Source organism: Mangrovimonas sp. TPBH4 (assembly GCF_001280505.1).
Taxonomy (GTDB): domain Bacteria; phylum Bacteroidota; class Bacteroidia; order Flavobacteriales; family Flavobacteriaceae; genus Mangrovimonas_A.
The window spans coordinates 73,439-86,350 of sequence record NZ_LBIO01000057.1; the positions used below are offsets into that span (position 1 = coordinate 73,439).

At 37.0% G+C, this 12,912-nt stretch carries 12 protein-coding genes; 3 read left to right on the forward strand and 9 right to left on the reverse strand.

Going from position 1 to position 12,912, the window contains the following annotated elements; translation table 11 throughout:
• Window positions 1-20 precede the first annotated feature (20 nt).
• Window positions 21-593, reverse strand: coding sequence for a hypothetical protein (locus tag ZA05_RS13285; protein ID WP_053992177.1), 573 nt, complete (start codon window positions 591-593; stop codon window positions 21-23).
• A gap of 388 nt (window positions 594-981) precedes the next feature.
• Window positions 982-1,719: a hypothetical protein gene (locus ZA05_RS13290; RefSeq protein ID WP_053992178.1), complete on the reverse strand. Its 738-nt coding sequence runs from the start codon at window positions 1,717-1,719 to the stop codon at window positions 982-984.
• Window positions 1,720-1,849: 130 nt separating this feature from the next.
• Between ZA05_RS13290 and ZA05_RS13295 the strand changes: the two genes are divergently transcribed.
• From ZA05_RS13295 to ZA05_RS13305, 3 genes are all read left to right on the forward strand, one after another.
• Window positions 1,850-2,728, forward strand: coding sequence for a PPK2 family polyphosphate kinase (locus ZA05_RS13295; RefSeq protein WP_053992179.1), 879 nt, complete (start codon window positions 1,850-1,852; stop codon window positions 2,726-2,728).
• An 87-nt stretch (window positions 2,729-2,815) separates the two neighbouring features.
• A complete protein-coding gene (locus tag ZA05_RS13300; protein ID WP_053992180.1) occupies window positions 2,816-4,219 on the forward strand; it encodes a M20/M25/M40 family metallo-hydrolase in 1,404 nt (467 codons plus the stop codon).
• A 3-nt stretch (window positions 4,220-4,222) separates the two neighbouring features.
• Window positions 4,223-4,798, forward strand: a complete 576-nt coding sequence (locus ZA05_RS13305) for a hypothetical protein (protein ID WP_053992181.1) — start codon at window positions 4,223-4,225, stop codon at window positions 4,796-4,798.
• Between the two features lie 82 nt (window positions 4,799-4,880).
• Here ZA05_RS13305 and ZA05_RS13310 read toward each other — a convergent pair whose 3' ends face one another.
• From ZA05_RS13310 to ZA05_RS13340, 7 genes are all read right to left on the reverse strand, one after another.
• Window positions 4,881-5,627 carry a DUF6090 family protein gene (locus ZA05_RS13310; RefSeq protein WP_053992182.1) on the reverse strand — a complete coding sequence of 249 codons (747 nt, stop codon included), beginning with the start codon at window positions 5,625-5,627 and terminating at the stop codon, window positions 4,881-4,883.
• Entirely contained in the window at window positions 5,624-6,382 is a 759-nt protein-coding gene (locus ZA05_RS13315) for a DUF6090 family protein (protein ID WP_053992183.1), read from the reverse strand. Before ZA05_RS13315 ends, ZA05_RS13310 begins: the two co-directional genes overlap by 4 nt.
• Window positions 6,383-6,384: 2 nt before the next feature.
• Complete coding sequence (locus ZA05_RS13320; RefSeq protein WP_157514710.1) at window positions 6,385-8,295, reverse strand: potassium channel family protein; 1,911 nt, start codon at window positions 8,293-8,295, stop codon at window positions 6,385-6,387.
• Window positions 8,296-8,457: 162 nt separating this feature from the next.
• Entirely contained in the window at window positions 8,458-8,793 is a 336-nt protein-coding gene (locus ZA05_RS13325; RefSeq protein ID WP_053992185.1) for a hypothetical protein, read from the reverse strand.
• Window positions 8,794-8,948: 155 nt separating this feature from the next.
• Window positions 8,949-10,247: an APC family permease gene (locus ZA05_RS13330; RefSeq protein WP_053992186.1), complete on the reverse strand. Its 1,299-nt coding sequence runs from the start codon at window positions 10,245-10,247 to the stop codon at window positions 8,949-8,951.
• A gap of 12 nt (window positions 10,248-10,259) precedes the next feature.
• Window positions 10,260-11,441 (reverse strand): DUF1624 domain-containing protein, encoded by a 1,182-nt coding sequence (locus ZA05_RS13335; protein WP_053992187.1) that lies wholly within the window; start codon window positions 11,439-11,441, stop codon window positions 10,260-10,262.
• Window positions 11,442-11,536: 95 nt separating this feature from the next.
• A complete protein-coding gene (locus ZA05_RS13340; RefSeq protein ID WP_053992188.1) occupies window positions 11,537-12,877 on the reverse strand; it encodes a DUF418 domain-containing protein in 1,341 nt (446 codons plus the stop codon).
• Window positions 12,878-12,912 lie beyond the last annotated feature (35 nt).

Sequence of the window (12,912 nt, forward strand, 5' to 3'; positions counted from 1 at the left end):
AAATAATTGATAGAAGTACTTTAATAAATGAATTGCTTAAGTTCTTCTATTGGATATTCAGTATTATGATTTGAGTAATAAATTAAATCTGCGTTTTTATCTAAAAGAATTATTGATCCACTTCCTACATTTTTATATTCCCCTTTATTATTTAGGTCATTGAGAAATAATTTTAGTTTTTTCGCATTGTTTTTTGAATAACTTTCGCTTATTACAAAAACAGGAAAAGCATAATGTATTCTTAAAAAGAATTGGCGAAAATCATATAGTTTCTTTGAATTGTCGTCATCTATGCTAATAAACATAATATCCATATCGCCATGGTTTAGCATGGTAACAATATCTTTCATTTTATCTAGAATTCCATTGCATCTGTGATTAACGATGAATAATAATGTGTGTTTTTTTTCTTTACATTTTATAAGCTTTTTTAGCTGAGAAGCATTAATATTATAGATACTACTATCTTTTTTCTTTTTGTTGAAAATAAACTCCTTACAATTCCCATATTGTATTTCTTTCGATTGGAGTTGCTGTCCTAATGCAAAACAAATGTTTAATGCTAGGATAAGTATTGTAAGGAGTTTTTTCATATCTTAAATATTGATTTATTGTTGTGTAGGAACTAATGGTAATCTATAACCTCCAAATTCACCTATGTTGCGTTCTAAAGGGTAGACATCAGTAGGCATATATAAAGTTTGCTAGTAAAGCGTTTTTAAAATCTATATTAAATAAAATTCATATAATAGTAAGTTTTTTCTTTAAAAAAAATCAAAAACATAAATGTTAAAATTTGATTATATTGAAAAAATTCGGGAACATTAGAAATATTGTGGAACGCTTGATCATTTTGGGAGGTAAGGAAGTGAGTGAGGATGATGTAAAGCTCTTTGCTTCGAAATAGAAATTATAACTGTTTAGATAAAAAAAGAGCAGCTACTTTTGGTAGCTGCTCTTTTTTATAAGATACTCTTGCAATTACATTTTACAAGAATTTAAGCGTTCTAGGTACGTGTTGGTAATAGCAGCCATCGTATTAATGTAGAATGACCTAATTTCTTCTAAGGACTTGTCCATTAACTCGGTTTTGTTTTCTTCAAAGCGAATGTTGTCCGATTGGCATCCGCAAGAGGATAGCACTTTGTTGTAGGATTTAATATTGTCAGTAATAGAAGTTCCAGCTTCGCTAATCAACAATTCCTTTTTAATAGCTATTTCCTTTTGTTGCTGCTCCACAAGTCTTTGTTTGATTTCTTCTTGCTTGCGCTGCAATTCCAATTGTTGTTGCTCCAATTCAAATTGAGCACTTTCCAAATCGGCAAGGTCTTGGTTGTCTGTCGTGCCAGTGTTTTTTGTACACATGTCCAATTCGGTAATGGTTTCTTGAGCAATTTCCTTGGCTTTTTTTACATAGTATCTTCCGTCCTCAAAGGTCTCTGCCGAGGATACTTTTGCTAACAATTCGGCGCCATCATAAGCTTTGTTATAAGCAGTTTTGCATCCCCCACAATTTTCTAAGGTGGTTTTTACCCGTTTAAAAGCTTCCAAAGAACGTTTGGAATATTGCTTTAGGTGGGTTAAATTGTTAGAGTCATAGGCCGTCTTCACATGGGAGTAGGCATATACGGCATCTGGTTGTGCGTCCGAGCATAATGATTGGCCAAATGTTATGGCACTGGTTAATAATACTAATGAGAAAATGTAGATTTTTTTCATAGTGATTTGGGTTTAATAAATTAAGTAGGCTCGATAAAAGTAGCAAAAAATCGGTAAAGCGTATGATTTTTTTAGTGAAATCATAATTTTCCTATATTTAAATAGAACTAAGACCATAAATATCAAGTTGATGAAAAAGATAAAAATTGACCATTTTAAAGCCTCAGAACCTATAGTTTTGGAAGATCTTAAAACCACTTACGATTTGAAGGCTTCCGAAGAAAAGATCGAAAAGGAGCTGGAAGAGGTACGGGTTACTTTGGGAAAACTGCAGGATACCATGTATGCCCATGGCAAATATGCGGTTTTGGTGTGTATTCAAGGGATGGATACCGCAGGAAAGGATAGTATGATTAGGGAAGTATTCAAGGATTTTAATACTCGTGGAATTGTGGTGCATAGTTTTAAAACACCAACGCCTCTGGAATTGAAACACGATTATTTATGGCGTCATTATGTTCGGCTGCCAGCCCGAGGTAAATTCGGGATTTTCAATAGGACCCATTATGAAAATGTTTTGGTTACCCGTGTACATCCACAATATATTTTGGGTGAAAACCTGCCAAATGTCACCTCGTTAGAGGATATTGATGAAGCGTTTTGGGACAAAAGGTTTAAGGAAATCAACAATTTTGAGAAGCACATTGTAGAGAATGGCACCATTGTTTTTAAATTTTTTCTACACCTTTCCAAAGGAGAACAAAAAGATAGACTGCTGCGCCGGTTGGAAAAAAAAGAGAAGAACTGGAAGTTTTCGCCTGGCGATCTTAAGGAACGAGAATTGTGGGACACCTATCAACATTGCTATGAGGATGCCATAAATAAAACCAATAAAGCCCATGCGCCGTGGTATGTCATCCCTTCCGATGATAAGGCAACGGCCAGATATATTGTCGCAAGAGTTTTGTTGGATACCTTGCAATCGTATGATGATATCAAGGAACCAGAATTGGATGATGAAATTAAAGCTCATCTGGAATTGTACAAACAGCAGTTAGAGAATGAGTAATCACCTTAGGGGTACTGTTAATTTTAAGGTTTCTTTTAGAAGATGCCCAATAAGAACAATTATCTTTAGAGCCCAAAATTATTTTCTATGAAGCACATTATTGCCTTAATGCTTGTTTTGTTATCTTTTCAAATACAAGCCCAAACCGATGCAGAGGTCATCAAAACTATTTATACCACTTCTTTAACCAACGGAAAAAGTTATGATTGGCTTGATCATTTGTCCAATCAAATTGGTGGGCGCTTGTCAGGTTCCCTAAATGCAGAACGGGCTGTGGAATATACCAAAGAGGAGTTAGAGCAATTGGGTTTGGATAAAGTTTGGTTGCAACCTGTAATGGTGCCGAGATGGGTGAGGGGAGCGCCGGAATTTGCCTATGTGGAAACCGCTCCAGGCAAAACAACCAATGTGAATATTTGTGCTTTGGGAGGTTCGGTGGCTACGCCTAATGGTGGTTTGAAAGCTGAAGTTGTAGAGGTAAAGAGCATCGATGAATTGAAAGTTTTGGGAAGTGAAAACATCAAAGGAAAGATTGTGTTTTTCAATCGCCCTATGCAAGCCGATTTGGTGAATACTTTTGAAGCCTATGGCGGGTGTGTAGACCAGCGCTATTCGGGAGCCAAGGAAGCAGCAAAATATGGTGCCTCGGGAGTTATTGTGCGTTCGGTGAATTTGCGTTTGGATGATTTTCCTCATACAGGAGCTATGAGTTACGGCGATTTGCCAAATGACCAACGTATTCCATCAGCAGCTATCAGTACCAATGATGCGGAATTGTTAAGCTCTATGTTGGCATTGAATAGTCAGTTGAAGTTTTATTTCAGCCAGCATTGTAAGCAGTTAAAAGATGTACAATCCTATAATGTGATAGGTGAAATCACCGGAAGTGAATTCCCAGATGAATATATGGTTGTAGGTGGTCATTTGGATTCTTGGGATTTGGGAGATGGTTCGCATGACGATGGAGCAGGCGTGGTACAGTCTATGGATGTGTTGCGTTTGTTGAAGGAGAGCGGTATTCAACCTAAAAGAAGCATTAGAGTGGTGTTATTTATGAATGAAGAGAATGGTATGCGCGGCGGAAAAAAATATGCTGAAGTTGCCAAGTCCAAAGGGGAACACCATGTGTTTGCCTTGGAAAGTGATTCGGGAGGTTTTACACCGAGAGGTTTCTCATTTGATTGCAGTGATGCCGTGTTACATAAAGTGCAGCAATGGCAAGCCTTGTTCAAACCGTATTTAATTCACTATTTTGAAAAAGGAGGTAGTGGTGCAGATATTGGTCCGTTAAAGAATGGTGATATTGTATTGGCTGGATTACGACCAGATTCACAGCGTTATTTTGATCATCACCATGCATCCAACGATACCTTTGAGCACGTGAACAAGCGTGAGTTGGAATTGGGTGCTGCCACCATGACGGCCTTGGTTTATTTGTTTGACAAATACGGAACAGGAACCATTTCGGATATTTCAGAATTAAACGATTAATACATGAAGATAATTCTAACAGGAGGGATGCTATTGATGGCATCCCTTATTTTTGGACAAAAGGATATGGATACAACATTGCCCTATTATGAATTACCCGCGGCTTCCGAAATTTATACGGCAGGCACTGTGGCCGCTAGAATGGTAGATGGACTAGGGTTTAGATATTATTGGGCAACGGAAGGTTTAAAAGAAACCGATTTGGCCTATACTCCAGGTTCTGAAGTGCGTTCTACCGGTGAGACTATTGACCATGTTTTAAACCTGAGTTATGTGGTGTTGGATGCAACTTTAAAACAACCCAACACTAAAAGAGATTTTTCCAATTCTAGTTTTGAAGAAAAGCGTAAACAAACCCTTTTGAATCTCAAACAAGCCGCTGATATTTTACGTGCAAGTAACGATTTGTCTGATTATAACATTGTGTTTGGAGAACGTGAATTTCCGTTTTGGAATGCCATTAATGGCCCTATAGCCGATGCCATTTGGCATGCTGGGCAGATTGCTTCTTTTAGAAGGAGTTCAGGGAATCCTATCAATTCCAACATAAGTCAGTTTAATGGGACTGTAAAGCAATAGACTCATGAAGTGTTGTATTAGAATACAACACTTAAAGGCGTTTTTAATGCATTTTTTTGGTTTATAGAAGTATTAGCTAGAATTAGTTGGTTGTTTCATTGGAGATTAAGTCCAGTAGCTCGATTTCCCATTCCAACAATTTTTCATATTCTTTAAGTTGAATAAAATGGTTGACTCGTCTTTCGGTGAGTTTGGAAATATATTGGTTGTCCTGTTTAAATGTTTTAATATCAATGCTAGGAAGGTCATAGTCCCTTTGCCTGGTTTTGTATAGTTCCTTTGAGGCTCCAAATAAGCTGAAAAAATAGGGGTGGGAACGATCGAAGGTCATTTCTTTATTGGTTCTGTTTGCAGTGTTATCTGATTTTACATAAGTATAGTAGCTGTTGAGCCGTTCTTTGATTGTTTTATTGGTAATGAGCTGTAATCTGCCGCTGGATTCGCTTTCATCATAGGTGCCTGTGGTAGGTTCAAAATAATTTTGCAAAACAAATATTTGATAATTCCATATTAAGAATTTTTCAGGTGATGTAGTTTTAGATTCAAAAAGCACCTTTAGGATAGAGTCCTGGTATATTAGGTCGTTTTCATAGTCATGGATTAAATTTGTTACGTGTAGGCAATCGCCTTCCAAATCTGAAGCAAAACTTAGGAGCATTTCTTTTTCTATTTTTCGGTCTTTGCGTTCCTCGTTCCAATTATTGATTTGAAGGGCAATCAATATTCCAATCACTACCAAGACAATTTCTCCAATGGCGTATTTGAGGTATTTAGTAGTCTTACCTTCATTGATAAGGGCTTTACGGATGTTTCGGAAAAATTTAATCATGGTTTGTCAATTTCTTGCTCAAGGAGCTCTATTAGAAGTTGGATTTCATTGGACAATTGTTTTCTGTATTCGTAAACACTGGCACTAAGCTCCAGTTTTATGCCTATCAAATTCCTTATTCTTGGTTGCTTCATGATAGACGGAAAATCAATGGGAGCTCCTGTTTCAATGGAGAGTTTAGGAAATTCCGATTTTAGAAGTGGTAAAAAATTTATGTCATTTACTACAATTTCATCTATTCGTAACTGATGTACTGTTATGCGATCGTCCATTAAGTTGTTGAGATTATTGATGCTGCGTTCTAGATTGGTAAAATGACCTCGGATGGTTTTGTTACTGATGAGGTCTGTTTTCCCTGAGGTTTTAATTTCTTCATAAGCGTTTATGACTGGAATATCAATTTCAAAACCCCAAAAAATGTTATGGTAAAGCGCATTGGGATTTTTTGTGTTAAAAAATGAGACTCGGATTTTTTCGTTTCCTAAGGCGGCTTCCATTTGGTCTATCGCCAACTTTTCACTGGTTATGGATTGTTCCGATTGTTTTTTGGCTGCTTTTAAGTCTTCCAATAAACTGTTTAAGATTTGTTGTTCTTCAATTTTGAGTTTTCTTTTTTCATTCCAATTATTAATTTGAAGCGCAATTAAAATCCCAATCACCACCAAAATAATTTCCCCAATTGCATGGCGTAGGTATTTCGCTGCTTTGTTTTCAGCAGCTAGTTGGTAACGGATATTTCTGTAGAATTGTAGCATGTCTAGTTCAGTAATTGAGATATAAGTGATACGCTAAAAATTGTTAACATGAACCAGCCAATAAAACCTTGTACAATAGCAAGGTAACGAGGAAAGCCTTTAATTGGGATTTCTCCAAACCCAAGGGTTGTAAAAGTATTGATGGACAGCATTAAAGCATTTAAAATCTTGATGAAAAGGTCGTAGATAATCGCAATCAAAAAGGCGCCTATTAATAAGATAGATTTCCAGAACCGCTTTTTAAGTGGGAGATCTTGCCATGTGCCTTTCATGATATCGAATTTACTTAAAAGAGAGGCATGTAGTTTGGTTCTTGCAATGGTCCATTTGTAAAGCGGCAAACCAGTTTTAATGAAAAATTTTGGAACTTGAGGAGTAGTTTGGATTAATAAGTTTTTAAACGCCTCATATTCCATTAAATCGGGTTGTTTGTCTTCCAAGTACACTTCATGTATTCCCGCGTCTTTTTTCATATATTTTATAAAGAAACCAAAGCGATCCATGATGCGTTTTCTCCCATGGGTATCCCAACTGTTTGGAAAAAATAAATAGATAACAGCAAAGAACATAATGACATACAGTGAAAAGATGATGGCTTTGGATGGTTTGGTGCCGTAATTAGAAAATAGCTTTAAAAACTGGTTGACTTTCCATTGAAAAAAGGTGTCAAAGGATGGGGTGTTTTTATATTCGTAGGCAAGCTTTTGTGTTTCTAAATCTTTTAATTCTATATATACCGAGTTTTTACTCTCGGTGTCCAGAATATTATTATAATGGTTCAGTAATTTTCCTCGAAGGCCTATTTCTCCCTTAAAGATATCTTTGTCTTCCAATATTTGATTTAAATACTCGTCTATTTCTTTGGTTGATAACGGAGCATTATAAGGGTTTTTCTTGTAATAAAAACTGTCATAGGTTTGTATGGAAAAGAGTTTGTTTTCGAAGGAATTCCAATCAATAACGTACTTGGGGTCAAAAGTGTCAATGACTAGTCCGACGTGTTTTCCAAAAGAATTTTTTGAAATATCTAGAATGTTTATCCCTTGCATTTCTTTAACATAAAGTAAAATGGAGGACTCTAAAAATTCATTATCCTGTATTTTGGTATAATCCACCTTGTCTGAAGAAAAAGTTATGAGAGTTGATTTTCCTATAATTCGATTGTTAGTAAAGTGCAGATTGTTTATATTAAGAAAAAGCAAGAAAAAGTGACTGTTGTAACTGTCATTTAGAGGTTTGTACTCATAAAAGGAACAGTGATCAATAATAGTTAATATGTTGTGGGGAGAATCAAGTTTATATGGAGCTAAATTTGAAGAAATGACAGTTTCATCATGAAAATGGCAGTGTTTCATTATCAATCCCAAGGTTGATGAAATGAACTGATCTTGATTCCAGGTATTTTGGATATAGTTAATTCTTTTTTCTATTTGATTGTCCTTATTATCAAGGTATAGGTAAAGTCTTCCCTTAAAGTGACAATTTAATAGTGCTATTGACGAACATTGACTTAATGTTACTTCTTTTAGGAAGGTGATGTGTTTTATGACTCCATTGATAATCGATTCATCTTTGGTATTTTTTGAGGTTAAGAATTGTACGTTGTCTAGAAATAATACTTTGTCAATAACCTTTTGTTTTTGAGTACTTAAAATGGAGTCTACTATAAGGTCTGCTTTTGCCTGAAAGAGAGAGTCTGTAGCTTCATTGTAGACAATTTCAGCATTTTTTAGTTTAAATATAGTGTCTTGCTCCTCTTCGATCATTTGAAATAATTCGGAATAGGAATAGCGCTTCAAATCCATTTCCTGTGACAGACAGGACCAGGAAACCAAAAGGAAAAGAATAAGGTTGGTCAGGGCTTTCATGTCAGGTGGAGAATTTGGAAGGACGTTGGGAAATGAAAAGTACATTTGAGGGATAATTGAGAGAGAATAGGGAGAAGGAGATAATAGGAGGTTTGGAATAGGTGTTTAAAGAATGGGCACAAAGAAATTGCCCCCAGTAACGTAGGAAAGGGTGCTCCCAAACGCTTAGGCTTGAGAAATACATGAATGTTCCTTGAACACCCATGTTTAATAAAGAATATTATCCATGATTTTGTCCAAGTTGCGTTCCATCATGGCAAAATTGCAGTCAGAGAAAAATATCTCGTACATCTCCCGTCTCAGTTGAGCCAATTCAAGGTTGGAATAGTGGTGCAATTGTACGGTATCATCAATTTTTTCAAAACGTTGTTCTTCCGTGTCGTTTGAGAATTCCTGATATATCTTTTCAAAGATTTTAGGAGATGATTTGGACTTGATCAGGTTGATTTCAGCCTCCGATTCATGAGTGTCTGCATTGGCGCAAAGCAGTAAAATATAGACCTGTAATTCGGTCTTGGTCCAAGTGTTTGCCTCGGGTTTCATAATTTCAAATTTTAAGTTACACAAAAAATGTTCTTATGAATGGGAGAATAATTGGTTTGGGATATTGTATTAAATATACTAAAGAATTAGTGATCTTGAACGTAAATATTTGAATTTCATTTGTTTTTGTTGAAGTTGATAGGGTTTGTGGAGCATCATGTTTTGTTGAAAACCTTGATGAAAGCGTATAAAATACTGAGAAGTACAATAAAGATGAATGTGCCAATTTTTTCAGATACTGACAGATAGGATAAAAAATACAGAATGATAACACAAGACAACAGGGGAACCGTGAGACCTCCTGGAATTTTGAAGCCATCCTGATCTATTTTCTTGGAGCGTCTCAATTTAATCACCGAAAGAACAACTCCTAAATAAACAATTAAAAGACTTCCTGTTGCAATGGGTGCCAATTGTTCAAAGGTGCCTGTAGCCGCTAGGATAAATGCAATGCTGGCATAGAGTATTACAGCAATATATGGAGTTGCAAAGGTTTTGTGTATTTTGGCAAGCTGTTTGGATGGTAGCACGCGATCTCTAGATAAGGCATAGATTACACGTGGGTTGTTGAGTACTTCCCCGCTTAAGTTTCCAAACATGGAAATCATGGCGCCGGCCAAGAGTAAAAGATAGCCAAATTTACCCATGACTACTTTTGCAGTTTCAGCTAAAGGAGAAGCTGTGTAATTGGGCAGTGATTCCCCTAATACCCCCTGTGACACTAGTTGAATTAAAATATAAAGAACCACTACTGTTGAAATACTGATAAAAATGGCCTTGGGAACGGTTCGTTTTGGGTTGATGACTTCTCCTCCCACAGTCAATCCAACTTCACCTCCTTGAAAAGCAAAAAACAAAATTAAGGAGGTTTCACCCAACTGTTTGATTGTAGGGGCTTCTGTCCACGAAAGGTTGGAAAGTGAAACATCTTTCCATGCCACAAGCACCAAAAGTATCAAAGGGAAAAGTTTGGCGCAGGTATTGAATATAACGAGTCCAATGCCCTGTTTGATCCCTATTACATTCACATATGCCAACCCGAAGAAAATAGTGAAAAGAGTTAGGATCCTCACAGAATTGATGCCAAATATTGGAAGGGCAGAACCTAAAACATCAATTAGGGCATTAGAAACAGCTGCATCTGCCAGCAAGCAACTGGTGATGTTGAAAATTCCGCTCAAGAATCCTGCGTAATCTCCAAAAGCAGTTTCAATAAAGGCATAAGAGCCTCCGGTATTGGTAATCTTACTGCCAACTTCGGCATAGCAAAGCATGATCAAAGCCATAAGAATTCCGCAAAAGGCATAAGCAATAATGCTGGAGGCTCCCATGTTTTGGGCAACAATTGCTGGCAATGCGAAAATTCCAGCCCCCACAATAATATTGATAATATTAGCAGAAAGTCCAAATAGTCCGATGGTTCTCTTTAGCCCTTTGTCTTGTTTAATAGCCATATTTTAGAGCTGTTACAGGTAACTTAACCACCATTTGGATTTATTCTGTGCTTTATATCTCATGTACTTTTTGCAAATTGGGTAAAGCATGGCAATTATGATGATCCAGACTATATATACCACAAACAAGGAATATCCGTAGGCTGCAATACTTGAAGGCGACAGGCCTCCTTGTGACGCTATTAGATCGCTCCAACTGCCTCCCAGTACCAATATAGCAACAATGGCAAGAGCGTGTATGAGCAGCACATGCAGGAAATAATAGAATAATGGCACTCTTCCAAATACGATAAAGAAATCTGTGACTTTGGTTTTGATCCCTTCAAAAGCGTAAAGGAATAACATAGAAGGACCCAAGGTTATCAGTATGTATAATAGGGATGGGGGGTATTTGGTAACATTAAAAAAGGACAATACGGTAAAAACAAAGTTCTTTTGTTTGGTCCAAGGCACCATATCTCCATAAATGTTCATACCTCGAATGATAAAAAAGGCCGCAATGGCAAAAAGCCCAAATTGGAGTAGCCATTTCCTTCGCGTCGTAGCATTAAAATCCTTACTGTATAACACTCCAAAGCAATAACCTAAAACCATAACGCCCAACCAAGGGGCAATGGGATAGGCAAAAATGATAAAGTGGTCTTCCCCTAGAGGGATGCCTTTTTGCTGATGAAATATATACCAAAGGATGGAGCGAATATTGGAGCCTTCAAAAGTAAAGCTGTCAAAGGAGTTATGGGCTGCAATCAATATGGCTCCAATAACCAAAAGCAATTTTTTTGGAAGGAAAATTAAAAAGGACAAGCCTACCATACAAAGTCCAATAGCCCATATTACTTGAAGCACAATAAGGTTGTATTTTGGGTCGAATTGCCAAATTAGATTGTTTAGAACAATTTCAAGGAAGATTAACCATAGTCCTCTAGTAAAAAGGAATTTGAATAGCTGGGGTTTTGTCTTTTTGCTTCCATAAAGAAAAGCGGAAGTTCCCGCTAAAAAAATGAAAACAGGCGCACAATAATGAGTAATAAACCTTGTGAAAAATAGAAATGGGGTGGTGGTTTCCAAATCTGTTGGACTGCTAATGGAGTTTCCTATGTGGAAATAATCCCTAGTGTGGTCCAAAGCCATGAGTACCATGACTACGCCCCGTAAGAGGTCGATAGTTTCAATCCGGTTGGTTTTTATGAGCATAGGCGACTATCAATGATTAAACCTAAGACTGGGGAACTGTACTAAATATAGGTATAATAATCCATTGATTGTTAGAAACATTCGAAATGACTAATTCAGGATTCGGTTGCTTTTACACTGAAAGAGGCTTTGGAGTCCACTCTAAATGGTTGCTTTTGTTGATAGGTCAAGGAGCGCCATAGCCATTCAAAGGGACCATATCTAAAATACTTTAGCCAAATGGGACTATAGATTAATTGCGCAATCCAAATAGCAAAAACGATGTAATACAGTTGATGGCGTTCCAATTGTCCGTACAGTGAAAATCCAAATCCTAGAAAAATAAAGGCCACAATAATACTGTGTACTAAATAGTTGGTTAAGGCCATTCTTCCTACCGCAGCTAAAGATTTTTGAAGGAAGCCCAATATTCCGGATTTAATGAAAAGCATGATAAACCCTACATGGCCCAAGGTTGTGAATAGTCTTCCCAAATCATAGGTGATAAAGGTTTTGGAAGTTACAATGGGATCAAAGCTGCTTTTGATAAGTTGGATAGTTTCGTAATAATTGACCGAAAGGCCAATGCCATAACCTATGAGCGTCATAAGTGCGTAATATTTAAAGGATTTTTCCCCATGAAAAATTCTTAGGTTGAAAAAGGCCATACCTAACAGCATATAACTAAAGACGTCCCATAAATCAAATCGGTATAGAAACCATCCTTGGCGATCGGAGTAATTTCTGGCTTTATAACTGAAAATAGACCAATAACTGGGATTACGCATTTCTGCAACTTGTTCGTCGATTTTTTCTTGGGGCATTTTGGTGTTCAATTTTTCCCATTTTCCCAAAGCGGCTGTTTGTTTCGAGGTCAAGGAATCGTTGGCTTTTTTTAAGGCGGCGGCTTCAAGCCCTTCGTTCTTAATTTTTATGTTGTCTCTATACTCACTATAGGTCCAGGAAACTCCCAAACCTATGAGTACCAGTCCGCCAATGATTAATTTTTTGGAAGGCGTATGTCTGAACGGAAACAACATAAGTCCAAACACGGCATAGTGGAACAAAATATCACCATGCCACAGAAAGACATAGGCATTTATAATTCCAAATATTAGAAGCCATAAAAGGCGTCTGTAAAAGATATCGGCAGTTTTAATTCCAGCCCGGCGGCTTTCTAAACGGGATGTCAATAAAATAACTCCAGCTCCAAAAAGCAAGGTAAACAAGCCTCTCATGGTACCCTCAAACAGCATATTGGTCATAATCCATGCTTTTAGGTTCAAACCCTCGGCTCCCCCCGATATGGTAGGGTCCATATATGCAAAAGGCAATCCCATTCCGTTAATGTTCATTAAAAGAATCCCCAATAGGGCAACCCCTCGAATAACATCTAGAGAATTGATGCGTTCCTTAGATTTGGTTGGTTGTAGGGCAGTTTGATTGGTTGTTTCCATAGCATTGGTGTTTAAAAAAACTATTGATGAAAAAG